This is a genomic window from Stenotrophomonas sp. YJH_SMC_105-26 (assembly GCF_059368915.1).
This window is the reverse complement of sequence record NZ_JCAFSD010000001.1, coordinates 45227-69504: the sequence shown is the minus strand read 5'-3', so window position 1 is coordinate 69504 and position 24278 is coordinate 45227. Positions and strand designations below refer to the sequence as shown.

Genomic DNA, 24278 nt, shown 5'->3' with positions numbered 1-24278 from the left:
CGGCGGCAGAGGTGGGTGATCCATGTCCACATGGGGTCAATTCGTCCTTGTTCGCCGACGCCCTAATCCTTGACGGGCGGCAACAGCTGCTCGATGAGTGCGTTGCGCTTCTTCGGTGGCAGCTCACCCAAAGCGCCCAGCAGTTCGGCAAAACGTTCCTGCTGGGCCACGCTCTGCTCGCCCAAAGCCAAGATCGCATCGGCCATCGCTGGGCTGGTCGCCAAGAGATAGGCCGGGGGCACCTCCAAGGCCTGGGCCAGCTCGAAGAGGGCTTCCAGGCTGATCGACATGCCCTCGGATTCATACCGAGAGATGCGGGCCGACGCAGCGTCCTTGTCCATCCCCATCCGCACTCCGACCTCGCGTTGGCTAAAGCCCCGCAGGACGCGGGCTTGGCGCAAACGCGCGGCCACCACGGCTCGGGGAGCGGGCGGGGCGGCAGTCACGGGCTGAACGGATGCAATGCAGGCATGCGGACAGGATGACCCAGAGGCTACGCCCCGGGTAGACTCTACGTGCCACGTAAGTTGGCCGCAAGATCCCAAATCTATTGGTGGGAACAGGGGGTTCCATGAAGAGGGTCAGAAGAGCCGTGCTGATCGGGGCGTTTGCCCTGACTGCAGCGGCTGGAGCGCAGGCACAATCGAGGGCCGGATCGGACCTGCTTCGCCACATCGGCCGAGCCATCCAAGGCACGCCGAAGGTGGTCAGCGATAGGTCGCGGAGCCCTTACCTTGAGCCGCCTGGGACCTACTGGGACCTGGATCAGGAAGGCTTGGAAGGGGTTCAACACCTGCGGGCCGGAGTGACGGCTGTCGGAGGCGGGGGCGTGGACACCTGCGACATGCAGCTGCTGGCAATGGCCCATTCGGCCTATCGGATCGACGCCGACAAGCGCCAGTGGTGCCTGAGGCAATGGTGGCTGATGGACACGAAGGCCCACGGCGCCAACGGTGTCTCGGGCAATGATCCGGCTGCCATCGAGCGCCGTTATGGCCCGGCCTTCGACGCGCGCCTGCAGCGCTTCAAGGCCATCCGACGGTTTGCGATTCGTCCCACGTTCCAAGCGCTGGGCGATGTCGCCTACCGAGCCGACCGTGGGGTGCTGGAGGGATTCATCCCCATGCCTCAGGTGTCCGCGGCCGGGCAAAGCGTCACCGGCAAGGGCTTTGTGCCGTGGGTCCACCGCACCGCCGGAGGAGTGTCCAGCCCACCCAACGCCGGCCGCTTCCACCTGCTGATCCGAATGAATGCCCAAGAGGCCGCCAACTTGGCGCGACAAGGTCGCAGCTACCGAGACGACCTGGTGGTGTTCTCCGTCAACCGGGTCTGGGTGGACGGCACGGTGCCGAAGATGGACGTGACGATAGAGAAGGTTCGGCTCGGATACCGCGACGAAACGATCGACGTTGATTTGACCCATACGCAAGGAGCTCCGGCATGAAAGCAACCCTCGTTTCCCTCACCGTGATCACCGCAGGGCTGGCTGCCTGCAGCAGCAAAGCTGATCTTCCCACCATCGAACAAGTCGCCCACGCTTACGAGGCGCATGCCAATGCCAACCTCTCCAGTGAAATGGGCCAACGAATCGAGGTCCGGGGTTGGAAAGACCTCACCGCGGATTGCACCTCAACTGGTCCCCAGCGTGCCACGTGCGTGACCGGTGGAACGTTGGACGTGGTCGGGTTCCAGGGCGGGCAGCAGTTGAAGCCCGATCCCGTCCCCGTGCCGCCGGCTTACGACTTCGTCTTTGAGAAGCAGCCCACCGGCTGGGTGCCGGCCGGAGCCCAGAAGAAGGGCTGACCTTGCCAAGGACCGGAATCGCGGTATGCATTGAGGAACACCACTTTAAGGAGGTCCCATGTCTTACAACGCTCACCACACCCCCGGCGGTCACATGCAGTGGGGCTTGTTGGCCCCCGCCACTGTGATCCTTGGGGGAGCGGGCTTGCTGTTTCTTGCCGGGGCCCAAGAGATCGGCCAGAACGAGGGCTACGGCTGGCAGGCCGGCCTGGCAGCCGCTGGTGGGGCAGCCGTGCTGCTCTTGCTGGCGATTCTCTACGTGTTGAACTGGCGAGCGGCCCGCGTGCGCGCGGCAAGGGCCAGCGGGCTCCTGGTTTCGCCGCCCAAAGGTGGCTTTGGAAAGGGCGCCCTGGTGGGCTTGCTCGTCGTCGTTGCCCTGCAGCTGGCCAGCGTTGCTGTGGGCCTGCTCTACCCGGGGTTGGAGGAGAGCGAGCGAAACTTCTTCACCTCCGTGCCCCCGATGGCTCTGACGGCGCTCATGCCGGTGGCCCTCATCGTCGGTGGCATCGCAGGCAAGCTTTGGCGCTCCACCAGCCTGTAAGATCAATCCATGTCCTTTGGGGCCCCCGCGAGGGGGCCTTTTTTTGTGCCAAGAAAAGCTCAGTGCCGCCACCGGTCGCTTCGCGCCGGCTTCTGTAAAAGCGGGGGTAGGAAAAGAGCGGATGACGCCTTCGGCGCGATAAGTGATGTTAGGAAAAGCTGTGGCCTTAGCTCCGCAGTTTTTGATTTTAGTCAATATTTTGTCCACCAGAACCGTGGACAAATTTTCAGGGCGATCTACCTTGGATACATGGGAAGGCAATAGTGCCAACCGACAAACAAGGATCTCGCCATGAACCACACGATGCTCATCACAAACGACACCATCACCGTCAAGGAAGCTCACGAAGCTGCGCATGCCGCTGCCAGCACTTTGTTTGACCAGTTGTCTGGGTATACCTATTCGACCGGCGCGGCGGGCTATCCCGCGTTCCAGTCTTCCGCTGAAGACGCATTGCTGGCTTTCCTGCTGAACCGCGATTGGGCAGCGCTGGGACGCGAAGACGACGAGCTGCTGGCTGAGCAAACCGTCTCTGTCAATGTGCAGCGTCAAGAGGACGGGGAGCTCCTCTATGAAGTGGGGCTCGACATCGAAGGGTCGGATTACGGCACCAATTGCAAGGTCAAAGACCTGGCGACGCTGAACGAATGGTTCGATGAAGAATGGATCGACGTGGAGTGCGCGGAGTGAGACGTGCTGACAAAAGAATACTCGCGTAAGAACAACCAATGTCCTTTAAGGCCCCCGCCAGGGGGCTTTTTTTTTGAAAAAAACAAAGCCCAGAGCCACTGCCGGTCGCTTCGCGCCGGCTTCTGTAAAAGCGGGGGTGGGAAAGGAGCAGGTGACGCCTTCGGCGCGAGAAGTGATGTTAGGAAAAAGTGCGGCCTCAGTGTCGCAGTTTTTGCTTTTAGTCAAGATTTTGTCCGCTACAGTCGTGGACAAAACTCCAGTGCGATCTACCTTGAATTTGTGGATGGGCAATCGCGCCTTCCGAAAACCACCAAGGAAATCGACATGAAAATTCATCACCTCGTCAGCGACGGAAACCAAGCGGTCGCCATCACGCAATCGGCATCGAGTGGTGGTGGTTACGCGCACCCGGTGAAGCTCTCCGCCATTCGCTTCAACGTGCAAGACGCTGAAGCGGCGCTTGGCGAGCTCAACAAGTCTGGCCACCGTCACGAGAAGGCGTTCGAAGTGATCGAGCGTTGGGACGTCGATGCTCGCAACCAAGGGCCAAAGTCAAAGTTCGGTCGAACCCTTGCCGCCCTTGTGGACGAAGCGCAGGGCCACTTGAAGGGGCCGGTGATCTACGAAGCCAAAAGCATGCAGGAGGACACCGCGCGTGCGCTCAACGCCGCAGCGAAGCAAGCCAGGCTTTCGCAGGTCCTTCCTGCTACAGGTGGCCCGCGCATGATCATCGGTGGGGAAGTGTGGAACCCGCGCCAAGAGGCCCAGAGCCAAGCGCCAGCTCCGGCGGCGGCCCTGGAACCTCCCCGTCAGCGCGTGCGTCTGTGACCGCCGTCCAAGGAAAGAGAAGTGCTTAAACCCGTCCGTTCCCCAGACTTGGCCACCCTTCCGTCCTCCCGGGGCTACTCCCGTGATCTGGAGCGCTTGCAGGCGGCCGCCGCGCGCGTGCAGGTCACGCGAAACGAAGCCGTGCGCCAAGTGCTCGCCATGTATGCCGCCAAACCTTACCCACTGAGCAGGCGTCGGCTGGGTGGGGAACGGGACGTGCGGCTGGCCTACCTTCCGCTGCAGCGCAGCGTCTTGGAGGCGGTGGAGCAGGGCGCGGTGAACGCTGGGATTTCCACCGCAGAAGCGGTGCGCCAGATCATCCGAGACTACGTCCAAGGACATCTCATTCGGAACCAAGTTCGGGGCAGCCGCCATGGCTGACCGCCGCCCACCACCGCCAGGAAGTCCGAGCGCTGAGCTGATTCACGCGTGCGTCGATGGAAGTCTTTTCCGCGCTCTACAGGCCCTGCGGCAGGGCGCCAACCCCAACGCGTGGCGCCTCAACGAAGGTCCTGCGCTCCATTCCGCACTTGCCTGGCCCCGCATCGTCGAAGCCCTCCTGCAAGCCGGGGCGCACCCTCAAGAGAGGAACCACTGGTGCGAGCGCCCGCTGGAAAAGCTGGCGGCGGACTACCAGCTGAGCGACGACCCCGACGAGCGCAGCCGACTTGAACAGACGGCGTTGGTGCTGTTGCGATTGGGGGGCAGCCCTCACCGGGGCAGCCCGTTCTGGAACACGCCATCGCTGAAGACTGCGATGCCGCACGTGGTGGCCAGGGTGGAAGCCGAACAACGCGCGGTCCACCTGGAGCTGGCGTGGGCAGCCCATGTAAGCGTCAGTGCAAAGCGGGCAAGGCTGTAGAGCCAACGCCCCAACGCCGCCACCGGTCGCTGCGCGCCGGGTTCTGTAAAAGCAGGGGGTGGAAAAGAGCAGGTGACGCCTTCGGCGCGACAAGTGATGTTAGGAAAAACTGCGGCCTTAGCTCTGCAGTTTTTACTTTTAGTCAAGATTCTGTCCACTAAGGCCGTGGACAAATTTCCACGGTGATCTACTTTGAATTCATAGGGAGGCAACAGCGCCGACCAACAATCTAAGGGGTTTGTAAATGAGCACCAAGACCTACACCTACGCCGAAGCACTCCGGGTTGCCCGCAAAGAAGGCGTCGTCAAGCTGGAGGAAGGCGTCTATCTGCGTTCCCGGAAATCGATCCTTTCCAACACTTACCATTACTGCCCCTACAGCGGGTCATACGGAACCGATCTCTACGATTACAAGAACGAGTTTGTGGACTTCAGGCAGGCTCCGTTCTGGATCACTACCGACTACCGCCCGGGCCCTTACGTCTGTGAGGTCCAGCCCGTCTTCGAAGAAAACGACCTGTTTTACGTTTTCGAATTGCTCGCATACTGCGAGCTCGCAGAAAGCGATTAAAGCCACAACGCTTTTCCCACCGACTTAAACTGGAACCGCCGAAATGACTCTTCTTCTTCTCGCCATCGCTGCCCCCATAGCCCTTCCGTTTAGCGTCTGGTTGGCCCAGCGCCTCGAAAGCTGCATCGACCGCGCCCTCTGGGGGCACTGAGGGAAACGCCATGGCCACGCGTGCCGCCCGCCACCGCTATTACGCATACGAGCGCCGCGATGGCTCTGTGTGTTACCTGCCAAAGCTGTTGCACAAGGGAATTCAGCGCTACCCACGAACGATTGCGCACTACCACCTGGTGCAGTGGCTGGGAGTGTCCAAGTTGCTCAGCAAAGACGAATACAAGCAAATGGCGTGGCTGGGTTCACAGCGGGGCACGCTCCGAAACACCCATGATTCAACGCGTGCTGGTCTCACCGGCTGACACCCTGGCAGGGCAAAATGGTTTCATGACCCACGCTGCCGCTCCATCCACCCTTCAAGCCCCGGCCTACGGCCTGCTGCTCGGTCACACCGAGTGCCATTTCTGCCACGCGCCGACGCCCACCGCCGCGATCTGGGTGCCCTCGTTCGAGGAGCACGACGACGAGGGCCTGGTGGATCAGGGGGAGGGTGGCGTGCTGCGCTACATCGAGCGTTTGGACGAGAACGCTGTCGCTTTCGTGGCGGGCCACGCGCCCTGGCTTCGTTTCGCCACTACTCGAACGTCAGGGCAGACCTACCTGGCCCATCACTGCACCACCTGTGGGGCCCTTCAAGGGGACCACTTCGTGTTCTGGCCCCAGAGCGACGTCGAGCTTGCACGGCTGACGTTTGTCCAGGGCCTTGGCCCGCTCACCGCCCAAGCATCGGCAGGGCAGAGCACCTGGATGGACCGGGTCCCTCTGGGCTGCGCCCAGGCCTGACGGTATTCCCAAGTTCAACGCCGAATCGGTGTGCCGAACGCGGCACGCTCTCAAAGCTTTGTGCGCTGCGCGCGGCCCCATCGCCCAGCTTCTCCGGTCAAGGGACATTCCAGGGCCCGTGTCCTCGCTGCGCTGCGGGCCGCGCCAGCCCTTCCATTTCCTCCCGTGACCGCGCCGAGCGGTGGGGCGGTGGGTTTCCCATTCCAGGACATCCCGACCGGATGCCCTGGGCGGGCCATCACTGACAAGAGGAACTGCGCATGTTCAAACCTTCTGATCTCATCTATTCCTACACCCGCGCCCAGGCGATTGAGGACGGCGTCTTGGTGGACGTGTCCGACGTGGGCAAAGAAGCCGGTTTCAAGTTGCCCGTGGCCATCACCCGCGCTGCGTGGGCAAGCTACGTCGAAGTGCCCAGAGGGTTGGAACTGCGCGGCCAGTCGGTGGACGGCCGGCTCTGGGACGTGCTTTTCATGCTCCACGTTGCTATCAAACAGCAGCAGAGCGACGGTTCGGAGCTCCAGTTCCAACTCCACGTGGCTCTGCCCGATGCTGGCGACTGGTTGTCGAACGAAGCCCACCCGGAGGCCGGGTCTGGCCTGACGCGGTCGACCCATCGCCTTGTCACGTTGAAGGCCCTGTGCGGGCCCGGGGACGCCCTTGAGCCGGTGGTGACGATCATGCTGCCAAGCGAGGATTGACGAGGGGGCCGGGATACCGGCCCTCATCGTTTTCCCGTGCTGGTCCCGCCGCTACCATAGCGGGACGACAAGGGAGGGGCAGGGGATGGAAAAGTTCAGCTGGAAACTGATTCCGTTGGCGCAGAGCGAGAAGCTGGGGCCACTGGTGCCTGACGCACTTCCTATCCTGCTGCGATGGGCCAAGGAAGGCGATGAACACACCTACACCGATCTGGCGCGTGAACTCCACGACCGCAACGGCCATTCCATCAAGCACGTCCTGAATTACGGACGGGTCGCGGGTGGGGTGGCGCAGGCCATCGAATGGTTGAGCAAAAAATGGGGGGAACCCATTCCACCCTTGCATGCCATCGTGATCAACAAGAACAAGGGTATTCCTGGGGATGGGGCGGTCACCATCGTTCCGGCGTATTTCGATGGCAAGCCCATGGCGACCGAAGAAGAGCGCAAGGCGCAGTTTGAAGAAGCCAAGCAGGATGTCTTCACTTACCCACACTGGGACAGGGTTGCCCGCGCCTTGGGCGCCCCCGTTGTGGAGCCTGATGCTGGAGAGAAGCCTCAGAACGAGGCGCAGCGCGTCATCCCGCTTCCCAAGGTCCAGCAGGGAGGCGGCCCAGAGAGCGCCGAACACCAAGCCCTCAAACGCTGGGTGGCCAACCATCCGGAAGAGTTCATGGACTACGGCGACTTCACCGTTGGCACGAACGAGAAGCTCTTGAGCTCCGGCGATCGGTTGGATGCCCACTTCGACAACGGCAAGCACCGTCTGGCCGTGGAGGTGAAGACCAGCCGGTGCAGCGAAGACGAACTGCAGCGCGGCGTCTACCAAGTGGTGAAATACCGCGCCGTTCTCCGGGCCGAGCAGAAGGCGATCCGTCACGTGCCGAACGGGGAGGCGGTGCTGGTGTGCACGCGCGCTCCGAACGCGGAAACCCGAGCGCTCATCAAGCGGTTGCAGGTGAGGTTTCAGCAGGTGCCGGCGGAGGCGGAGCAGGAATGAAGCCTGATGAACTGGAACAACGCGTTCGCCAGATCGACGGTTTCATCCGGGTGCTCACGCAGGAGTGCCACATCCTCGACGAGCGCCGGCACATTTTGTCCCCGCTCATTCAAGACCCCGAGATCCAAGCGGGGCTGAAAGCCAAGCTGGACAAGACGCCGGGTGCCAATGCCTGGAACCACCTGGCGCCGCTTCTTGGACAAGATCTGGTGCGCGATCAGTCACGGCTTTTCCTCGACAACCATTGGCGGTCCGGAAGCCTGACGAACCTTTGGCGCAAGCTCCAGGCAGATCCCGCGATCAAGAGGCACTACCGAGAAGCCTACGGTCGAATGTTCGACCACTTCGACGACGAGCCTATCAGTGATCTGCCGCCGGAGCAGTCTGCCTTTTTCCTACAACAGTTCAGGCAGAGTGATCGGGACGAGAATTACTCGCGCTTCGATAGCGGCTGGGAAAAGGTCTCCAATGAAATGGTAAGCCTTACGGCTGATCCCGTGGCAGCGAAGATCAAGACCTTGCGGGACAAGCACCATGCCCACCTGGAAATGCGAAAGTTGGACGAGGAGCCCGGCGCCTTTGACATCAACACGCTTGGGTTGACGTTCAATGAGGTCTTGGCTTTTGGTGATCGTTGCCAAGCCACCGTGGCAGAGCTGGGGCTGCTCTTGACCGGAACCAGTTGGGATCCACAGCAATACTCATCGGTTCACGAAGCCCAGGGTAAGGCGATGTGGAAAACCTTGGCTGGGGTTTGACTTCGAAGCACAACATCGAAGAGCCCAGAAGCCGCCGCAGGTGGCCAAGCCACCTGCCTTCTGAAAAGCACCCTGGGCGGGTAGGTGATTCGCCTTCGGCGCTTGAGCCCGGTGCCCCGCCTTCCGATCAGATGCAGCGAATGGTGAGGGTGCCGTAGTAAGTGTGAGAGGCCGAATCGGAGCAGTAGGAGATGTCCGTCCATCGCCCCACGTGCTGGCCTGAACAGAACGCCCTCGCTTCCGCTGGAGCGGCGTCTTCGCGCAGCCCGCCTCGGCAGCCGTAGGGGGTGGAGTTGCCAGACCCCCAGTCGCTGAGCACCTCGTAGGAACCGGTGGACGTGCAGCTGGTGCGCTTCTCCCACCGGTATTCGTCCCAGCCCCAGAATTCTCCCATTCCTGATTCCCACCCGCTTTGCGAGCCGCTTTCGATATACGTATCCCCTAGCTGCGCTTGGGCGGCCCATTGGGACTGGGCCAAAACACCGTTGGCGCCTGCGCTGCAGTCGCCAGACCCCCGCACTCCATTGTCGCGGCGGCTGGCCGAACAGCCGCCCCAAGACCCGGCCAAGGAGTAAGAGATGCTGTAGTAGGCGTCGCTGGCGTCCAGCGTGCCGCTGTTGCTTTCGATCAAACACGCTTGGCCCACCGGGGCGCAGGTGTTTGTCTCGTCCCTCCGGACGCCAGTATCCGTCCAGGCAGTCCAATCGGTAAACGTTGGCGTCGGCAGGGACCAGGTGCTATCCGGACAGATGTATGACCCGGTCCTCGTCCGCCGCTGTTCGGCCTGCCACGTGTGCGATCCAGCTTGGCCCGCCGGGCAAGCGGCCGCCGTGGTGACCCACTGGGTTTCGGCTTGTGGGAAAGGCGCTGGGCAAGCCGTGCAGGTGGTATTGGTCTGCGTCCAAGCGTTCCACGAGCCGGTGCCCGTGCATGAGAAGGTCCGCTGCTGGCCGATCGCGCCAAACTGACCGGCAGGGCATCCCACGTTGCGCGTCTCGGGAGCCGGGCACGGCGTGCAGGTGCTGCTGGTCGTGGTCCAACTGCCGGCCGTCGTGGATCCCGCCCACGCTTCGTAAACGTTCGGGTCGGTTCCGCAGTGGTGACGGCGGTTCTGGAACACCTGTCCCACCTGGCCCGAGGGGCAGGCGATCGGCCGGTTCTCGCTCCACTCCTGACACGGCGGCACCGTGCTTGTCGGCGGTGGTGGTGTGGTGGGCGGTGACGTGGGCGGGGACGGAGGCGTCACGCTCACCGGGGGAGCGGGCGGCGTGACCGGTGGGGGCGTCGTGGGAGGAACGCTGGGCGGCGGCGCGGTTGGGGGCGACACCGGCGTGGAAGGTGGCACCGGTCCCACAGGCCCCACCGGGGTTCCCACCGGCGGAGAAACGGGTGGGGTGATCGAGGGCGTGGCGGGCGGCAACACCAGCGGCGCCCCGGTCCATTCGCCCCCCAGCAATCCGCTGTGGTAGACGAAGACCACGCGCGATTTGTCAGCGCAGGTGCGGCCCAGCAATCCCACGTCGAGCTGGCCGCCGGTGTTTCGAATCACCGACACGTCCGATACCTGAGCGTCCCACACCCCGCCCGCGTTGGCCGCGACTAGGTCCACGCACGCTTGGCGAGGAAGGCCGGCGTAGCTCACGGAGAACGAATCGCCGAAGCGATCCACGTTGTAAGGCTGGACGTCCACCGCGCCGCCCCACGCGTTGGTCAAAACGTTTTCCCCGGCGCCGAGCTGGGATTCAGGGGCCAATCCATCGACCACCACGGCCGTGGTGCTCACCCCGCGGAACGTCCCCACCACCCCAAAGCTGCTTTCAAGACGACGGGACAGCTCGCGCAGGTTGCGCGTCTCGCTGGCCACCTTGGACTTTGCATCGACCTGGCCAAAGAACAGGAACATCGCGCCCGTGGCGGCGGTCACGGCCCCGAGCGCAAGCAAGGCCTCGGTGAGGGTGAAGCCCAGCGCGCTGCGCACGCCCTTGGAAACGTGGGTGAGAGTGGGCGAACAACGGGGGCGGGTTGTGTGCGTCATGCACTCAGCATGCGATGCACCTGGGATTCCGCAAGCCCCTGTTTTTAGTCAAAAAAAGGTCGATTTTTCATCTTGACATTGCTCGGCGATCTGGTTGCATGAGGTCAAGTGAGTGGGTCGACCTACTCACGAACGTAGCTCCAAACAACCCAAGAGACCGCCACCATGATTGAAAGCCCCGCCAACTTGTCCCGCCTTATTGCTGGCCTTCCTTTCGCGCACATCCCTCCCACGGTTCCCGCGTTCCTGCCCGAAGGCAAGCTTCGCCGGCAAGCCCGCCTGGCGCGCGAGCAACGCCACTTCGAGCGCCAGCTGCGCAAGGAGCTGAAATGGAAATGACCACAGACCGGCGTGCTCAACGGCTTCTGGATGCCATCGAGCACCGCAACCCACAGGCTTTGAAGAGAACCATTGCGGCCATCCGCGAGGCACGTCTGAAGGCGTGGAGGGGCCTGACGGCTTTCCCGTCCTTGGACCACCCGGTGGGGCCCAACGGAATCACCGCTTTCCACGTCGCTTGCATGGCGTGGCACGTGAACCAGGATGACCCGGCCAAGCGACAGTGCTACGACAAGATGGCTGGAATGCTGGCTGAAGCCGGAGCGGACGTGTTCGCGGAGTTCGGTCCGGCAAAACAACGCTGGACGATCATCGAAGCACTGCATGGCGCTGCGCCACCGTCTGTCAAAGCATGGATGGCCTCTCAGCCGTTCGATCTGCATTGCTCGGCGTCAAACACCGCCCACACGCTGCGGTGGGACTGCCGTCGTCCAGCCGCCTTGTCGGAAGGATAGAAAATAATCCAAGGGCTGAACGGCCCGAAAGGATTGCAAAAACATGCACTTGCGCTATGGCAGCGTCGGGGTAGATTCGAGAGGAACCCCTATCTACTCACGAAAGGATGTCCTATGCGACTGTGCAACTTCTCACTCAAGGGTGGCGTCGGCCGCACGACGCTGGCCCTGAATCTAGCCGGGTGCTATGCCCGTGACCCCAGCCTGCGTGTGCTGGTCAATGACCGGGACCCCCAAGGCGGGGCCTGCGCGTTTGCCTCACTGTCGGACGAAACACCGTTCAGTGTCGGGCGATCGCGCTCCCCTGGCTTCGACGTGGAGATCACCGACACCCCGCCGCGTCTGCCGGACAACGAGGTGATTCCCGAGGCAGACCTCTACCTGGTGCCGACGTTGCTCGACGGGGCCAGCTTCCTCATCTTCCTGCGAACCGTGGATGTTCTTGAAAAGAAGGGAAAGCGTTACCTGCCCATCGCCAACCGGGCCAACGAGAGGCGGGCAGCCCATCGACGTCGCCTGGAGCACCCCAAGATGTCGGGCGCCATGCTGGTGCGGGATCGTGCGTTGTTTGCGGACTGCTACGAGGAGGGAAAGACCGTGTTCGACGCCAACGGCCGCTGGGCCCGGGTGGCCCAGGAGGAGATCCACGCCTTGGCGGTCCGGGTGCGCGACATCCTGGCTGCTGGTGCAGGCCGGAGGGCTGCGGCATGATGGAGCTTCCCTTGGTTTCCCTCCCAGATCCACTCATGGCCACTCGCAAAGCTCCTGCCAAGAAGGCTGCCACCAAGAAGGCCGCGGCGAAGAAGGCGGCCAAGCGCACGTTGGACGACGTCAAGGACGTGACCCATGCCAAGCCCCGCCGGGCCAGCAAAGCAGACAGCCTGCCTGTTGCCCACATCCCGGAGCATTTGTTGCTGGGGCCGGGCGACTACCCGGAGCGCAAATCCTATTTTGACTATGACGACAGCCAGAAGGCGGGCAGCGTCGGAGGAAAGCGGGTTCACATGGTCATGCCCCGATCGGTCACCCTCCATGACTACCGCCGTCGGGAGGACGGGCTGCGCCACCACCGGGCCATGGTGACCATCCCGCCAAAACTCCGCGAGAACATCGCCAAGCTGTTTGGCTTCGACGATTCGGAAGGCGCCGGCAGTGAAGTCGCGTTGACGACCGCCATGGTGGCGTTGGCCGACTACGCCGCGGCGTCGCTCATCCAGGATAAGACGCTGTTGATCGTGAGCTCGCCGGTGGACGAGCACGCGGAGGACCGCAAGGCAGCCCGAGTGGCGGTGCGGAACTTGGGGATGAGCAAGAACGGGAAGATTTACTGAGCGTGGCACTTTGCCCTCTGACCGCTGATCAAGAAAACGCGATCTGGGCCACGACTTGGCGTGTCCCAAGCATGACGGCACAGCCGTTGACCGGTTGGTTCCTTCACTCGATGGGAATCTGGGCAGACAAGCGCACGCTTTCCGATCGGTTGCTCAAGATTTTTAAGGTCTCCGCCAAGACTTGGGAGGCTGGGATTCCACGCAGGCCTAAGAAGCGTCAGCAGGTCTGCGATGGCCTGGTTGCTTACGCCCGGCAAAGCCATGCTGAGCTGATGCCGGAGTGTGCGGAGCGCCAAGCCCGTGCGATGGAGCGAGGTGCACGCGCTCTGTCCGAACATCCAACGCTCCCCCCGTGTAACTTCTTCCACCACACGCTTGGTATCGCAGGCGGAGATAGGCTGGAAGCACTGGCGGTTGCATTCGACCAGGTTTCCGCCGACGTCCTGCATGGGCGGTTGTCCAGGGACAGTCTGTCAGCGGCGGTGGTCAAAGCGGCAGCAGAAGTGGTTGGACTACCCGCGGGTGTTATGCAGCCGGATAGCCGGCTGGATCCAGGCTTGGATGCGTTGCTTCTGCTGCTGGCTCAGATGGATCACGACCTCACCACTCCTCTGATGGCCAACGCGGGTGAGATCAACAGCTTGGTGGCACTTTTGATTGATGCGCCCAGAAGTGGGGCGAGAAAGCGGGTTCAGCACCGACTGTTGGACATCTATTTTGCCTTGGCTACAGCCGCGGCCGGGCGTGACCTGCCGGAGAGCTTGCCGAAGGTCCGTGAGATTGAGGACGTGCTCATGGGCGGCCCGCCCGAATCCGGTGGCCAGTCCTGGGTGGTGCGTTGGCGCAATGGAACCAAAGCGCTTCGAGAAGAGGACGTGGCATCGGTGATCGCGCACGTCGGACACGTTTCGGGGAAAGACGTGTCATGGACCATGCGACGTCTCTATGTCGCCGCCCAAGTGTGGGGGAGGGTGGAAGAGCAGGGGGCGGAGGCGGTTAAGCTGGCCGGCGAGCGCTACTTCCAGTGGTGGAACGCTCTGTGCAACCAGGGGCGGGTGAAGACCCCATGGGTCCAGCCCTACTGGTCCCAGTTTTCGACAGGCAAAAGATGAAGCGGCTCCCCTCACTTCGAGGCGGAGCCGCCATGGCTCACTTGCCGTTCCGCTTTGCAACCACCGAGGCTGCTTTGGCCTTGAACGCCCGTTGTTGAGGGGAGGGGCTGGGTTGGCGATCCACCGCGCTTTGGATACGTCGCTGGGCAGCATGGGTCATTGGGGTCTTCTTGCTGTTGCTCATCGTGTTGTCCTTCCAAGAGATCGGGGTGAGCGGTCAGCCTAGAAGTGAGAAGCGGGGAAGGTGGTTAGAAATCTTGGGAATTTGATGAGCTCCTGAGACAGCCGGGGCCAGTCCGGCGCTCACATCGGCAGGGGCGTGTTGCTCAACTTGGATGACTCCTGTTCAGTCACCCTCCTTCGCAACGCCTCCTTGGACATCTTGGCTGGGGCGTCCAGCGTGAGCTCCTTTCCGTCCAACGAACGGTAGAACGGATCGTCCACCCCCGCGCTGACGTAAACGATCAGGTCCGGCCCGATGGTCAACAGGCCTGCATCGAACAGCGCGTGGATGTCCTTTCGTAGCAATAGGCCGTTGTTCAGAGCGTTGGTGGAAGCTCCGTTGTAAGGGACGATGTGAGCGGCGTCGATGACGCTGGCCAGGGCGGTCCCGGTGACCATGCACACCGCTCCGTAGTGAGCGACTAGGCGCTTGCGAAACTCAGCCTGGCCCTCTCGGATCACCCGGAGGACCTGCTCCATTCGCTTCCCCTCTACTGCGGCAGCGTCAGGAGCGGGGGGCAGTGGCTTTTCCACCCTTAATCGCCCGCTCTCCTCAAGGACGCCCTGGAGGGCTTGGATCACATCGTGACTGAAAAGCTCTGATGCAGGGCGCAACTGAAGGTCAATCCCGGACCGGTGCCGGATGTGCGCCAACAGAAGTGCGGCGTCCTCCACATACTTGAGTTTCTTTTCGCGCATGCTCCAAAGTTGGTTCAGCTCGCCCAAGCTCAAGACCTTCAGCGCTGACCTAACATCGCGGCTGCTCATCCGGAGGTGGCTCAGCCCTTTTTGCAGGTGTTGACGAACCAGGTATTCCTCCAGCTCCGGTGGGTTTCCATCTTCGTTATCGCGAATGGTGAACAGGCTGCTGAAGGGCTTGTTGAATTGCTCCTTCCACTTCTTCTTTCGCCGCTGAGGCTTCGACGGGCTCCGGTTAGCCTTATTGTCGCTTCCCTTGTCCTGATCCTTTTCGTCCATGTCGGTCAATTGATTGTCTGAGCTTGCCTCAATGGTAAGGGATCCCTGGTGTCCGGGCGCCCTTTCGACTGGCGCTTGCGGGCTTTCAACCACGCCGCCGCCAGATCGTCCACGTCGGCCTGCAGCGCGGCCCGTTCCCCAGGCAGCCATGCCCTCAACTTGCCACTGGCCACGCCCGCGTCGCGCTTCGTCAAACGCCGCCTTGCTTCCAACCACTGGGATTTCGTTTCCTGCTCTCGTGTGGCTTGGCGCTGGGTCCGCATGCGAACCGCGTTGGGCTTGTCGCTGTAAGCCGGGACATGGTCTTTGCCCTGGCTGGGCCAAGGGGTTTCGTGCGCGCCCTGTCGCCGCGAGCGGATCTGGCTCAGGCTTGGATATCGGACCATCCACCGGTTCTCAAAGGTGCGGTCGGGAGGGGGCGCTTCCACTTGGGGCAGGGGGGTGACCAAGGCGTGGAGGGCGATCAGTTGCCACACCGCCGATTGAAAAACATCCTCGATTAACCGGAAGGCCACCACATCGGGATGTTCCAGCCGTTGGCCCTGGTGCATGTTGCGCAAGAGCGCGGCCAAGTCGTTTCGCGTCAGATCGGCACGGTGGGCCAGTGGCCACCCCAGCATCCAGCCGTCCGAATGCCTCTGGACGTGAACGACGAACCGGGGGTGCATCCAGCGCTCTTGGAGCTGGGCAAGGACGGTGGCTGGCTTGGCAAAGCGCCCCACCTCGACAAGGTGGTTGTCGGAGCGCTGCAGGACAAACAGCCGGTCGGCCAGCAGGGCGTCCAAGGGTTCTGGTGGCAGCCGCTGGCTCAACTCCGGCCAGGCCAACAGGTCACGGCCGCTCCGCTCGGTGATGCAGCGCTTGCAAGCCATGCGCAGGTTCTCGGTGTCCCTTGGGCCGGCTAGGCTCAACGGAACGAGCGGTGAGAGCCCCCATGAATGGCGACGGTCCAAGTCCAGGGGGGCGGTGCAGAAAGCGCACACAGGGCGTTCGGAACGGCGGGCCACGTCCAGCGCCCAACGGGGAGTGGCAGGCGCACGGACGCCATGGAAGGCCAGCACGCGACGGGCAAACGCGTCCAGGTCAGCGGTGTTCATGTGAGCACTCCTGAAACGACAGCAGGCGGATCGTTGATGGCCAATGGCGGTGAATGGAGGCCATGGCGCGCACCCTCGTTTGACTAAAACGAATTGGTGCGAGGGATTTGCGGCTTCCTTCCAGTGGTTCTTTGGCTGCCCACGGATGATTCGGAAAACACGGTGTCGGTGTATCCAATGGCACCGCACGCGTTTGACTAAAACCAACGTGGCTTGGGTGTCGTGGGGCAGTGCAGCGGGTGGGCGAGGGCAACCTGTCCTGGGGATCCGGGGCAATGCGAAACGGTGGGCTGAAACGCTCCGCACGGATTCCCGTGGTGGGGCATCGGTGGGCGTGAGGGGTGGAAGAGCGGGAGCGCTGCGTGGGCATGGCGTGGGCGGTGGTCCTGTGGGGCGAGGGGGCGTAGACCACCAATAGCGCAGCTGGGGCAACACGCAAGGGGCCGCCGAAAAGCAACTGCAAGAGCCCAACGTGGGTGGAGGCAATGTCAGCAGTGGCAGAGAAGCAAGAGCCCGGACGGTTCCCCAGAGTCGTCATACACATGACGCACTGAAGTGGGAGTGCGTTTTTCGCCCAAGAATCGGCGTCACGTCTGCCGAAATCCCAATCCAATCAAGGCCTGACCGTGTCTCCAGCGAATGGAGACAGTGTCGGTGCTTGTTAGCTCGTTTGGCCTTTGTTTTTCAGGCTCCTGCGGTGGGGCCTTGCCAACTCCGAGATTCGCGGTATCGGTGGAGTAATCCCGAAACGGAGTTACTCAACCAATGGCGTTCGTTCGTCACAACGTAAACCTCGACCGCGGGCAACTGAAACTTGCTCAGCGGCTTGCTCGTGAATCGGGCAGTGGGTTCAGCGCTTACATGCGAGAGGCGCTGGAGCGACACAACACCGCCACGTCCGTGGTGAGCGTGCTGGAGAACGCCAACGCTCAGCTGGAGCGCCTCATTGACGATCTGCGGGAAGAGAACGCGCTGTTCCGGAGTGCGCTCCAAGAAGACCTGCGGCGGTTGCGAGACGAAACGAAGGCGGAGCAGGACAGCGCCATTCAGCGCTACGAAGAAGCGCTTCGCAAGGTCGTGACGGCGGCCCTCTCGCAACCCTCTCCAAAAGGTCCTGGTGCGGCCAAGGTGCCCGCAACCGGACCCATGACTGCTCCACGCACCTAACTTTCCCCCACAGCAGGAGATCCATCCCATGAAACGTTTTTCCCTTCCTCTCACTCTCTGCCTGGCGGCGTTCATGCCGCTTCAGGTTTCCGCCCAGGCCGCCCCTGATGCGGTCCATGCCGCGGAGGACGATGGCAAGCCCAAGGCCGACAAGAAGCGTCTGTTCAAAGCCGGTGGCATCGGTTGTGTGGCCGGCGGAGCCATCGCCTTGCTCACGGGCAAGAAAGACAAGGCCTTGGGCGCTTGCGCCGCCGGTGCTGCCGTGGGTGCTTCGGCGTCCTACGTGAAGCAGCAGCGGGAACACGCCGAGCAGGCCGCCGACGCCGCCCGTGCGGCTGGCATGGAGGCCGAAGTGGTCACCAAGACCGAAACCGTGGAGGGCAAGCAGGAAGCAGTCCTGGATTCGTTGCGCTTGAACTACAGCCCCGCCGACATGAAGAGGTTGGACGGCGACACACGGGCCTTCCTCGACAAGTTCGCGGGTCTTTTGAACAAGTCCAGCAACGGTTTGACGGTGGTGTTCCAGGGAGCTGACAAGGCCGCCTGCCAAGTGCCCATCGTGGAGCTGGCCAAGCGTGGCGCGCTGTCCAAGGTCACGGTGGACGACCGCTGCGGCAGCGGTGAGCCCGTGATCGTCGTTACCCCGGTGCCTGACGTCCGCTGACGCCAATTGCCCGGGTGTCTTGCGATGCCCGGGCTTCCTTCCCCCATTCCCAGGAGCCCACATGACCCCAGAAGAAAGAATCCTGCAGCGCAAGCGCGAAGAATTGCTGAAGCGTGCCAACGCAACCCCAACCGCTTCGCCCACGCAGGAAGAGCGGCTGGTTTCCGATGGCGTGAAAGAAAACCTGAAAGCTGCCAGTCACTGGGCCGGGGTGATCAGCAAGCGCACTGCCGAGTTGACCCAGAAGGGCGTTGTTGCCGCTGCAGAGAAGGCGAAGCAAGCCAAGGCGCAACTGGACGCAAAGCGCACCCGAGAAGCCCAGGAACATCGTGTTGTCGAAGAGAAGCCTCAAGACGCTCCGCTCACCGTGGAGCAGGAAATGTTGGTCAGGCAACTGACGTCCGATGCAGCTGCACCGGTTCTCGTAGGAGCGGGTGATAAGGGAATGTGCACCGTTTGGGAGCTGGTTGATGAATTTGGAGAGCCCGGCGCACAGGTTGCAGATGGATTGGGTGGCCCTTCGGTGGACGCCAAGGCGTTGAGCAATGAAGATACGGCAGCCTTGGTCAATCTGTCTCAGCAGGACGCAGTGGAAGTCCTGTCCGTTTCCGCGGTGCCTGAAGGGTCCAACCGGCTCCCGGAGGCCGCGTCACCAGAGCAGCCAGTAACTCCAATCCAACCCAGCCCCCGCTCTCGTTTGCCTTGGGTCTTGGCCGGTGTGGTGGCGGTGGCATTGGTCGCGGGCGCGATCTACTTCTTGCTTGGGAAGAACAACCAGGTGCCTCCAAGCACACCGGCTCCCGTGGCACCGGTTGCTACTCCGGCTGTTCCAGAGCGGTTGCCCGAGGTGGTGGAAGCCCCCGTGGTTGTGCCTGCTCCAGCAGTGCTTCCAGAGCAGGCCGAGCCAGAGCCTGCGATCGAGAAGCCAGAGCCGGTCGCCACTCCCCCGGTAACGACGACAGCGCCAATTGCGCCCCAGCCAATGCCTTCGCCGAAACGTGCGACTGCCCCGTTGCCGAGGAAGGCCCCCGCACCCGCCGCCGAACCGCGGAACGACTGGCAGCAAAAAGCCAACGCAGACCTGGACGCTTGGGCAAAGAAGTCGGGGATCGACTGATCCCCTTGCGCATCCGCGGATTCGATCTAGAAAGAAGTGACCTACTCACGAATAGAGGAGAGACATGTTCAAGTGGCTGTTCACGCAATACCGGGAACCCGGAAAACTTCACTTCGGCTCAAAGTGGCTGAACCTGCACGGGCGCTTGTTCCTCGGCAGCCCTGAATCGTTTGGCATGGGCCACCTGAGCGAAGGCGTCCGCCGCACTTTCTACTACTTGCGCGCCGATCGCAGGCCTCCGGTCAGAGACGACGCCGCGTATGAGGCATGGACCAAGGATCGGCTCTACGCAAGCAAGGTTGAGCAGGTCGCAGAGCGCTGGGTGGCCAAAGCGGGCTTCCTGGCGTGCGCGCCGCTTTGCTTGGTGCTTGCCGTCTTGGCGCATTGGCTTCGTTGATTTGACAGGGGAGGGAAACAGAGATGGCAGCAATCAGTTTATTCAACGTGCTGGACTGGACGAGCGGCTTGGGCCGCAAGTTCCGACGGAAGAGCGGCGAGCCTTCGAGCGTGAAGGAAGAAATCATCGTCAAGTCCAACGAGGAGTATGAAAACCTCGTGGGGCGCTTTGACGTGACCGATCGCGTTCGCAGCCGAGAGCTCGATGTGCCGGAGGCTGATCGGGATTTCGCGAAGGAATGCGGCGCAGTCTGGGACGACAACGCCCAGGTGTTCAAAGTGCCCGAAGGACGCAGCGAGGACGAGTTCCAGGAGTGGTGGCCGAAGGTTCCGGAGGATTTGCGCGACACCCAATCGCGGATCATCACGACGAAGCGTGGGCGGCGTGCCGAGGGCTTCTTGCAGGGCAACGACATGGGGCAGGGCGGCGACAGCCTGGCCACTCCCTTGATGTATCTCGCCTTCCCCGTGATCGGCGTTCTGGCAACCTTCCTGGTGAGCCTGATCGTATCTATGGGTTGGACCAAGCTAGAGGCCGCCTCGACGCTGGAAAGCTTCGTCCGGATTGGTGGGGCAAGCGTGATAGCTCTCATGCTGACCATTCCTTATTTCATTGCCCTCAAGCAAGGCGAGGGCATGAAGGAGGCGCTGAAGGCATTGGTGCTGTTGCAGTGGGTTCCGATGGCGCTTCAGTTCATGGTCGGCGACAGCAAGGGCGGCACCGAGGTGGCAATGCAAGCCGGCGGCATGGCTGTGTATGCCCAGATGGCCAAGACCTACCTGTGGTGGGCCTTTGGCTTGGTCGGCATCCTGTTTGTTGTTTGCTTTGTGGCGGCAGCCTCGCGCCCGCACCGGGGCGTCATTGGCGGGACGGCCGCGCGCTTCATTCAAGCGATGAAGTGGGTGGGCCTCATCTTTGCCGCCTTGGTTGTCGCCAAGGTCCTGCCGTTTGGCTTGGGCGAGGCGGCACCTTACGTGTTGGCCTGCATGTATGCGATGCAATACGCCGAAGGCAACTTTGTCCAAAACGCCGCCCGGCTCTACCTACAGAACAACGACAACAACCTGGCCACCCAGGGGGCGTTGATCAACTCACACGTCAAGGCACGTGAACAGCAAGCCGAGGCGGCCCTGCGGGACAAAACCCCGCTGATCACCATCGGGCGCGCCACGGGGCACTTGTCGGATAAAGGTTATGGCTACTCGCCTGACTTGGGCACCGTGATGAGGCTCTCGTGGCACGATTGCAAGACGGGCCTGCTCGTGTTCGGGGCCATCGGTTCGGGCAAATCCTATGCCGCGCTGCGACCCATCGCTCGTCGGTTCCGTAAAGCCGCCTTGGCAATGGCATGTGTGGCGCCAGGCCACGCAGATGCAAGGGAGCGCTTGAAGCAGCAGAAGCTTGCAGGCGGTGGCGCGCTCATCGCCGATGGCAAAGACGGGGCGATCATCTCGGACTTGGAAGGGTTGTTCGATATCGTCGTCAAACCTGGGCTTCGGGTGGCGCCATACGAAGGGTTGGCGCCGGATCAGATCGTGCGGGCATTGCGCGGCGCATCCGGTGGGCGAGTGGACGAGAGTTCCAAGCTATGGACGGATGGTGGCGATGCGTTTCTCTACCACACCGGCATCATCCTTCGTGCGCTCGTGGATCACGAGCTGGCTTACAGATCCTGGTGCTCAGCTAAGCTGGAAGGGTTGGAGCGTGCACAGATGGACGCGGAGCTTGAGCTGGTCAAACAGCGCAAGCTGGGCGAGGACGTGGCCGAGACTGAGGCATTGCTCGAGCAGATCACTGAGCAGATCGCCATCTATCGAATCCCGGTGAGCGACGACAGGCAGTGGCAATACACGCCTTTCCACCACACCAAGTTGTTGTCTATTGTTGAGCGCGTGATTCCCGCCAGCCCCGCGCCTCGTGCCAATGCAAAACTGATGGAGGTGGTGAAATACCTGGGCCTGGAAGAGTTGGACACGAGCCATGACGAAGAGGGGCGGCTGGCCTATGCGGCTTACCTGCAGCAGCACCGGCACCGTCAGGACAACGCTCCCGAAACCATCCATCCAGACCTCTTCCGTCCCATGTCTCAGCTGCAGAGCTCGCTGGAATGGGCGTTCCAGGAGATTCCCGCGATGCATCCGGAACAGCGGCAATCGTTCACGCTCAACTCGCGAGGGCTGCTGGAGAAGCTCTTGCGCGGCGAAAAGCTGCGTGACGGCAAGACTGACATGCCTTGGCACTCGATTGAGACGGGCGAGGTGGACGTGTCCGATGCGCTCTACGGTTCCATGGTAGGCCTCTTCCTGCCGCCGACGCAGTTTGGTGAGGCAGGTGAAATGATGATGCGTCTGCTCAAACAGCGGGTCATGAACGGAATCAAAGCGCGTGGTGCATTCGGTGACAACAAGTGGCGCGAAGCGTTGCCTGGGCAAACTGAAGTGATGTTGATGATGGACGAAGCCCACCTGCTGCTGACGGCCGATGACATCAACCTGTTCTCGATCTCTCGCTCGCTGGGGTTGATGCCCGTGCTGGCAACGCAAGGCTTTGAGAGCTTGGTCAACGCCTTTGGTTCGGTCAACGAGGCGGACCTGATGGCCAACACGATGCAGTCGGTGATTGCGTTGAGGTGCTCGCACAACACCCACGAATACCTGGAAAGGCGTTTCGGGCAGGCCACGTTGACCACGTTCAAGCAGCGCACCCGGGGCATCGACTACCAGGGGGGCATGAACAACTGGCGCCACTCCGTGCTCAACGACCCAGATCATGCCTACGCGTCCGCCTACGACAAGATGCGCATGGAAGGGGCGGGGCGGTTGACGGCCTCGCGCATCGACGCCGTGACGGGCTGCCGCTGGCGGATTGGATCGGAGGACACGCTGGGCCAGGACGAGATCGCGCGCGACATCGACATGCCCACCGGGGGCAAGCGCGAGGTGCAGCCGCTCTTCCTGCAAGAAGAATACACCGCTCTTCTTGAGCCCCGCGGTCACGCCATCGTGGCACTGAGCCGTGCCGGCATCAAGCGATTCGACCTGGCGGAGCTGCTGCCCGACGCGGATTGATGCGGATAGGCGAGGGGGTTCGCCCCCTTGCCAAACCTGCGGATTGATCAACGATGAACCTATTCACCCCAGCGGAGGAAACAAACATGAGCGACACCCTTTCCCAACCCATCGAAGAAATGACCGAGCTGCGAGCACTCCAGGCGCAGCGCAACGAGCGGCTTCTGGGCGATCGCCCACCGTCCAAGAAGGACAGCGCGGCGCGGGCGGACTTCGAGCAGAACGTGGCCCAAGACCAAGACGCCATCGAGCAACGCCGACAGCGCGTTCTGGATTGGGCAGAGAAGGCCTCGCCCGATCAGATCGCCGCGCTCCAGGCAAAGATCCAGGAGGCCGACAAAGCCGTTCGTGATGCAAAGCCGGACGACAAGCGCGAGCAGGTGGTTCATGCGACCGTTGCGCAGTGGCGGCAGCAACGCGGGGCCCAGCGGGAGGAGAGCCCTCCCATGTTGACCCGTGAGCAGCGGATGGAGAACGGACCTGGGCGCCTGGGATACGCCGATTACGCCCGCAGTTCGTTGAAGGAGGCGGCTTTCATGAAGGACTACGCTGCCAATTACGATTGGGAGAAGCACCAAAAGCAGGCCCAGCCGAACGTCTTCCGACAGTAATCTTTACCGATGTTCAGATCTGCCCGGTTCTTCGCAGAATCGGGCATTTTTGCGTCTTGACGTCCAGTTTTATGGTGCTTTACTGGTTATGTAACGAGTAGGTAGACCTACTCATAAAAACCCCAGGGAGAGCCACCATGTCCACGTTGTTCAATGCCCTCAAAGACTTCGCTTTCGAGAACGCGGTCCCACTGCTGACCGGCTTGTTCCTGCTGATCGCGGCCTTCGCAACGGCTGTCCTCGCCTACCCTCCGGCCGTTCCGGTTCTGCTCAAGGTAATGGCCATAGCGGCGGTGGGCTTTGTGACCATCGGGGTGGTGGTCCAGAGTTCCTTCCGGTGAGCAGGCGGCGCTGGCTCAAGCTGCGCGCGCGGTGCAGGAAGCGTTGGCGCCGGTTTGACTGGGAGGGGTTTGATCTCTGGTTCTATCCCGCGCTGATTTTCTACATGTTGGGTTGGGTCGTCTTTGGCCCGCCCGACAGCGTTTAACCCGTTAGCCCACTAATTCACCAGCGATCGAGCTGGACCTTTCCGATGAGGCACATCGGCTTACCACTGCAGGAGGACCCGATGAATATCAACAACACCAACTTCCACCGTTTTCCCGACGTTGCTCCCGAGCATTTGAGTTCTTTCGCCTTGGTCGGCGGGTATGTGGATTCCCAGGTTCTGGCTGGAAGGAGCTTGGACGGTGTGCTTCAGGAACTGGACAGCAGTAGCCCAGGGCAGAAGCTCTGGCATGACACAGAGATTCTTCGGCATTTCAGTGTTGCGGTGGCTACTCGCCTCAACAGCTAACACGTTCTCTTGACGGTCGCGGATTCGGCTTTACAACAATGGAGATGGACATCCAAGAATCTCTGTTGCGCCTCTTGCGTCCCCTGGGCCTCCAACGAGCGGAGGCCTTGGCGGGCGCGCTCGCGCGCGAAGCCGGCGCGTCCAAAGGCCTTCACGATTCGCAAGTGTTGGCGCGTGCCCACGCCCTGAGCGTTGCCCCTGTCGAGGGTCGATTGGGCGATCTGGTTTGGCAGGTGCG

31 protein-coding genes are annotated in these 24278 nt (G+C 62.0%); 26 read left to right on the top strand and 5 right to left on the bottom strand.

What is annotated here, in order from left to right; genetic code table 11:
- Nucleotides 1–62: 62 nt before the first annotated feature.
- Entirely contained in the window at nt 63–413 is a 351-nt protein-coding gene (locus tag AC5P7F_RS00360; protein WP_080355407.1) for a helix-turn-helix domain-containing protein, read from the bottom strand.
- A gap of 431 nt (nt 414–844) precedes the next feature.
- On the opposite strand from AC5P7F_RS00360, the gene AC5P7F_RS00355 reads away from it, so the two are divergent.
- The 13 genes from AC5P7F_RS00355 (at nt 845) to AC5P7F_RS00295 (ending at nt 8651) form a co-directional block, all read left to right on the top strand.
- A complete protein-coding gene (locus AC5P7F_RS00355) occupies nt 845–1444 on the top strand; it encodes a hypothetical protein (protein ID WP_258391477.1) in 600 nt (199 codons plus the stop codon).
- Nucleotides 1441–1803: a hypothetical protein gene (locus tag AC5P7F_RS00350; RefSeq protein ID WP_180843123.1), complete on the top strand. Its 363-nt coding sequence runs from the start codon at nt 1441–1443 to the stop codon at nt 1801–1803. Before AC5P7F_RS00355 ends, AC5P7F_RS00350 begins: the two co-directional genes overlap by 4 nt.
- Nucleotides 1804–1861: 58 nt before the next feature.
- Complete coding sequence (locus AC5P7F_RS00345) at nt 1862–2344, top strand: ABC transporter permease (RefSeq protein WP_481462403.1); 483 nt, start codon at nt 1862–1864, stop codon at nt 2342–2344.
- Between the two features lie 291 nt (nt 2345–2635).
- The gene (locus AC5P7F_RS00340; protein ID WP_481462404.1) at nt 2636–3034 is read left to right on the top strand and encodes a hypothetical protein; all 399 of its coding nucleotides are present in this window, start codon (nt 2636–2638) and stop codon (nt 3032–3034) included.
- A gap of 3 nt (nt 3035–3037) precedes the next feature.
- A complete protein-coding gene (locus AC5P7F_RS00335; protein WP_481462405.1) occupies nt 3038–3862 on the top strand; it encodes a hypothetical protein in 825 nt (274 codons plus the stop codon).
- Nucleotides 3863–3883: 21 nt separating this feature from the next.
- The gene (locus AC5P7F_RS00330) at nt 3884–4243 is read left to right on the top strand and encodes a hypothetical protein (RefSeq protein WP_481462406.1); all 360 of its coding nucleotides are present in this window, start codon (nt 3884–3886) and stop codon (nt 4241–4243) included.
- Nucleotides 4236–4724, top strand: a complete 489-nt coding sequence (locus AC5P7F_RS00325) for an ankyrin repeat domain-containing protein (protein WP_481462407.1) — start codon at nt 4236–4238, stop codon at nt 4722–4724. Before AC5P7F_RS00330 ends, AC5P7F_RS00325 begins: the two co-directional genes overlap by 8 nt.
- Nucleotides 4725–4968: 244 nt before the next feature.
- Entirely contained in the window at nt 4969–5295 is a 327-nt protein-coding gene (locus AC5P7F_RS00320) for a hypothetical protein (RefSeq protein ID WP_251103835.1), read from the top strand.
- Nucleotides 5296–5456: 161 nt separating this feature from the next.
- Nucleotides 5457–5711 carry a hypothetical protein gene (locus tag AC5P7F_RS00315; RefSeq protein WP_481462408.1) on the top strand — a complete coding sequence of 85 codons (255 nt, stop codon included), beginning with the start codon at nt 5457–5459 and terminating at the stop codon, nt 5709–5711.
- Nucleotides 5680–6192 carry a hypothetical protein gene (locus AC5P7F_RS00310; protein WP_481462409.1) on the top strand — a complete coding sequence of 171 codons (513 nt, stop codon included), beginning with the start codon at nt 5680–5682 and terminating at the stop codon, nt 6190–6192. Before AC5P7F_RS00315 ends, AC5P7F_RS00310 begins: the two co-directional genes overlap by 32 nt.
- A 260-nt stretch (nt 6193–6452) precedes the next feature.
- Complete coding sequence (locus AC5P7F_RS00305; RefSeq protein WP_481462410.1) at nt 6453–6893, top strand: DUF6573 family protein; 441 nt, start codon at nt 6453–6455, stop codon at nt 6891–6893.
- Between the two features lie 85 nt (nt 6894–6978).
- Nucleotides 6979–7893 (top strand): hypothetical protein, encoded by a 915-nt coding sequence (locus AC5P7F_RS00300; protein ID WP_481462411.1) that lies wholly within the window; start codon nt 6979–6981, stop codon nt 7891–7893.
- Nucleotides 7890–8651 (top strand): AbiU2 domain-containing protein, encoded by a 762-nt coding sequence (locus AC5P7F_RS00295; protein ID WP_481462412.1) that lies wholly within the window; start codon nt 7890–7892, stop codon nt 8649–8651. The genes AC5P7F_RS00300 and AC5P7F_RS00295 overlap by 4 nt, the downstream gene beginning before the upstream one ends.
- A gap of 127 nt (nt 8652–8778) precedes the next feature.
- On the opposite strand, the gene AC5P7F_RS00290 is transcribed toward AC5P7F_RS00295, so the two are convergent.
- Nucleotides 8779–10629: a type 4 pilus major pilin gene (locus AC5P7F_RS00290; protein ID WP_481462413.1), complete on the bottom strand. Its 1851-nt coding sequence runs from the start codon at nt 10627–10629 to the stop codon at nt 8779–8781.
- Between the two features lie 222 nt (nt 10630–10851).
- Between AC5P7F_RS00290 and AC5P7F_RS00285 the strand changes: the two genes are divergently transcribed.
- The 5 genes from AC5P7F_RS00285 (at nt 10852) to AC5P7F_RS00265 (ending at nt 13923) form a co-directional block, all read left to right on the top strand.
- Nucleotides 10852–11025: a hypothetical protein gene (locus AC5P7F_RS00285; RefSeq protein ID WP_156476632.1), complete on the top strand. Its 174-nt coding sequence runs from the start codon at nt 10852–10854 to the stop codon at nt 11023–11025.
- Entirely contained in the window at nt 11016–11480 is a 465-nt protein-coding gene (locus AC5P7F_RS00280) for a hypothetical protein (RefSeq protein WP_049430686.1), read from the top strand. Before AC5P7F_RS00285 ends, AC5P7F_RS00280 begins: the two co-directional genes overlap by 10 nt.
- 114 nt (nt 11481–11594) lie before the next feature.
- Nucleotides 11595–12191 (top strand): AAA family ATPase, encoded by a 597-nt coding sequence (locus AC5P7F_RS00275; protein WP_049463003.1) that lies wholly within the window; start codon nt 11595–11597, stop codon nt 12189–12191.
- Between the two features lie 35 nt (nt 12192–12226).
- Nucleotides 12227–12811 (top strand): hypothetical protein, encoded by a 585-nt coding sequence (locus AC5P7F_RS00270; RefSeq protein ID WP_414616358.1) that lies wholly within the window; start codon nt 12227–12229, stop codon nt 12809–12811.
- 71 nt (nt 12812–12882) lie between these two features.
- Nucleotides 12883–13923, top strand: coding sequence for a hypothetical protein (locus AC5P7F_RS00265; RefSeq protein ID WP_262098887.1), 1041 nt, complete (start codon nt 12883–12885; stop codon nt 13921–13923).
- A 37-nt stretch (nt 13924–13960) separates the two neighbouring features.
- Here AC5P7F_RS00265 and AC5P7F_RS00260 read toward each other — a convergent pair whose 3' ends face one another.
- The 3 genes from AC5P7F_RS00260 to AC5P7F_RS00250 all read right to left on the bottom strand — a co-directional run bounded on the left by AC5P7F_RS00260 (nt 13961) and on the right by AC5P7F_RS00250 (nt 16220).
- Entirely contained in the window at nt 13961–14107 is a 147-nt protein-coding gene (locus AC5P7F_RS00260; protein WP_012480696.1) for a hypothetical protein, read from the bottom strand.
- A gap of 119 nt (nt 14108–14226) precedes the next feature.
- Nucleotides 14227–15123 carry an HNH endonuclease gene (locus AC5P7F_RS00255; RefSeq protein ID WP_262098890.1) on the bottom strand — a complete coding sequence of 299 codons (897 nt, stop codon included), beginning with the start codon at nt 15121–15123 and terminating at the stop codon, nt 14227–14229.
- Between the two features lie 5 nt (nt 15124–15128).
- Entirely contained in the window at nt 15129–16220 is a 1092-nt protein-coding gene (locus AC5P7F_RS00250; protein ID WP_262098892.1) for a hypothetical protein, read from the bottom strand.
- Between the two features lie 765 nt (nt 16221–16985).
- On the opposite strand from AC5P7F_RS00250, the gene AC5P7F_RS00245 reads away from it, so the two are divergent.
- From AC5P7F_RS00245 to AC5P7F_RS00210, 8 genes are all read left to right on the top strand, one after another.
- Complete coding sequence (locus AC5P7F_RS00245; RefSeq protein ID WP_005410165.1) at nt 16986–17387, top strand: hypothetical protein; 402 nt, start codon at nt 16986–16988, stop codon at nt 17385–17387.
- Nucleotides 17388–17415: 28 nt separating this feature from the next.
- Nucleotides 17416–18051, top strand: coding sequence for a hypothetical protein (locus tag AC5P7F_RS00240; protein ID WP_049430679.1), 636 nt, complete (start codon nt 17416–17418; stop codon nt 18049–18051).
- A 61-nt stretch (nt 18052–18112) separates the two neighbouring features.
- Nucleotides 18113–19168 carry a hypothetical protein gene (locus AC5P7F_RS00235; RefSeq protein ID WP_049430677.1) on the top strand — a complete coding sequence of 352 codons (1056 nt, stop codon included), beginning with the start codon at nt 18113–18115 and terminating at the stop codon, nt 19166–19168.
- A 64-nt stretch (nt 19169–19232) separates the two neighbouring features.
- A complete protein-coding gene (locus AC5P7F_RS00230) occupies nt 19233–19565 on the top strand; it encodes a hypothetical protein (RefSeq protein WP_006375352.1) in 333 nt (110 codons plus the stop codon).
- A 23-nt stretch (nt 19566–19588) separates the two neighbouring features.
- A complete protein-coding gene (locus tag AC5P7F_RS00225; protein WP_481462414.1) occupies nt 19589–22633 on the top strand; it encodes a TraM recognition domain-containing protein in 3045 nt (1014 codons plus the stop codon).
- Nucleotides 22634–22719: 86 nt separating this feature from the next.
- The gene (locus AC5P7F_RS00220) at nt 22720–23244 is read left to right on the top strand and encodes a hypothetical protein (RefSeq protein ID WP_481462415.1); all 525 of its coding nucleotides are present in this window, start codon (nt 22720–22722) and stop codon (nt 23242–23244) included.
- Between the two features lie 137 nt (nt 23245–23381).
- On the top strand, nt 23382–23585 hold the full coding sequence (locus tag AC5P7F_RS00215; protein WP_012480686.1) for a hypothetical protein: 204 nt from the start codon (nt 23382–23384) through the stop codon (nt 23583–23585).
- Between the two features lie 227 nt (nt 23586–23812).
- A complete protein-coding gene (locus AC5P7F_RS00210; protein ID WP_099475959.1) occupies nt 23813–24040 on the top strand; it encodes a hypothetical protein in 228 nt (75 codons plus the stop codon).
- The last annotated feature ends 238 nt before the right edge of the window (nt 24041–24278 follow it).

What these genes read in the sequence shown, in the direction of transcription:
- AC5P7F_RS00250 (WP_262098892.1), bottom strand. Translation starts at nt 16,220, where the DNA reads ATGAACACCGCTGACCTGGACGCGTTTGCCCGTCGCGTGCTGGCCTTC.
- AC5P7F_RS00285 (WP_156476632.1), top strand. Translation starts at nt 10,852, where the DNA reads ATGATTGAAAGCCCCGCCAACTTGTCCCGCCTTATTGCTGGCCTTCCT.
- AC5P7F_RS00240 (WP_049430679.1), top strand. Translation starts at nt 17,416, where the DNA reads ATGAAACGTTTTTCCCTTCCTCTCACTCTCTGCCTGGCGGCGTTCATG.
- AC5P7F_RS00315 (WP_481462408.1), top strand. Translation starts at nt 5,457, where the DNA reads ATGGCCACGCGTGCCGCCCGCCACCGCTATTACGCATACGAGCGCCGC.
- AC5P7F_RS00275 (WP_049463003.1), top strand. Translation starts at nt 11,595, where the DNA reads ATGCGACTGTGCAACTTCTCACTCAAGGGTGGCGTCGGCCGCACGACG.
- AC5P7F_RS00325 (WP_481462407.1), top strand. Translation starts at nt 4,236, where the DNA reads ATGGCTGACCGCCGCCCACCACCGCCAGGAAGTCCGAGCGCTGAGCTG.
- AC5P7F_RS00265 (WP_262098887.1), top strand. Translation starts at nt 12,883, where the DNA reads ATGACGGCACAGCCGTTGACCGGTTGGTTCCTTCACTCGATGGGAATC.
- AC5P7F_RS00340 (WP_481462404.1), top strand. Translation starts at nt 2,636, where the DNA reads ATGAACCACACGATGCTCATCACAAACGACACCATCACCGTCAAGGAA.
- AC5P7F_RS00225 (WP_481462414.1), top strand. Translation starts at nt 19,589, where the DNA reads ATGGCAGCAATCAGTTTATTCAACGTGCTGGACTGGACGAGCGGCTTG.
- AC5P7F_RS00215 (WP_012480686.1), top strand. Translation starts at nt 23,382, where the DNA reads ATGTCCACGTTGTTCAATGCCCTCAAAGACTTCGCTTTCGAGAACGCG.
- AC5P7F_RS00295 (WP_481462412.1), top strand. Translation starts at nt 7,890, where the DNA reads ATGAAGCCTGATGAACTGGAACAACGCGTTCGCCAGATCGACGGTTTC.
- AC5P7F_RS00245 (WP_005410165.1), top strand. Translation starts at nt 16,986, where the DNA reads ATGGCGTTCGTTCGTCACAACGTAAACCTCGACCGCGGGCAACTGAAA.
- AC5P7F_RS00210 (WP_099475959.1), top strand. Translation starts at nt 23,813, where the DNA reads ATGAATATCAACAACACCAACTTCCACCGTTTTCCCGACGTTGCTCCC.
- AC5P7F_RS00255 (WP_262098890.1), bottom strand. Translation starts at nt 15,123, where the DNA reads ATGGACGAAAAGGATCAGGACAAGGGAAGCGACAATAAGGCTAACCGG.
- AC5P7F_RS00235 (WP_049430677.1), top strand. Translation starts at nt 18,113, where the DNA reads ATGACCCCAGAAGAAAGAATCCTGCAGCGCAAGCGCGAAGAATTGCTG.
- AC5P7F_RS00220 (WP_481462415.1), top strand. Translation starts at nt 22,720, where the DNA reads ATGAGCGACACCCTTTCCCAACCCATCGAAGAAATGACCGAGCTGCGA.
- AC5P7F_RS00355 (WP_258391477.1), top strand. Translation starts at nt 845, where the DNA reads ATGCAGCTGCTGGCAATGGCCCATTCGGCCTATCGGATCGACGCCGAC.
- AC5P7F_RS00310 (WP_481462409.1), top strand. Translation starts at nt 5,680, where the DNA reads ATGATTCAACGCGTGCTGGTCTCACCGGCTGACACCCTGGCAGGGCAA.
- AC5P7F_RS00260 (WP_012480696.1), bottom strand. Translation starts at nt 14,107, where the DNA reads ATGAGCAACAGCAAGAAGACCCCAATGACCCATGCTGCCCAGCGACGT.
- AC5P7F_RS00280 (WP_049430686.1), top strand. Translation starts at nt 11,016, where the DNA reads ATGGAAATGACCACAGACCGGCGTGCTCAACGGCTTCTGGATGCCATC.
- AC5P7F_RS00305 (WP_481462410.1), top strand. Translation starts at nt 6,453, where the DNA reads ATGTTCAAACCTTCTGATCTCATCTATTCCTACACCCGCGCCCAGGCG.
- AC5P7F_RS00320 (WP_251103835.1), top strand. Translation starts at nt 4,969, where the DNA reads ATGAGCACCAAGACCTACACCTACGCCGAAGCACTCCGGGTTGCCCGC.
- AC5P7F_RS00300 (WP_481462411.1), top strand. Translation starts at nt 6,979, where the DNA reads ATGGAAAAGTTCAGCTGGAAACTGATTCCGTTGGCGCAGAGCGAGAAG.
- AC5P7F_RS00350 (WP_180843123.1), top strand. Translation starts at nt 1,441, where the DNA reads ATGAAAGCAACCCTCGTTTCCCTCACCGTGATCACCGCAGGGCTGGCT.
- AC5P7F_RS00230 (WP_006375352.1), top strand. Translation starts at nt 19,233, where the DNA reads ATGTTCAAGTGGCTGTTCACGCAATACCGGGAACCCGGAAAACTTCAC.
- AC5P7F_RS00270 (WP_414616358.1), top strand. Translation starts at nt 12,227, where the DNA reads ATGGCCACTCGCAAAGCTCCTGCCAAGAAGGCTGCCACCAAGAAGGCC.
- AC5P7F_RS00345 (WP_481462403.1), top strand. Translation starts at nt 1,862, where the DNA reads ATGTCTTACAACGCTCACCACACCCCCGGCGGTCACATGCAGTGGGGC.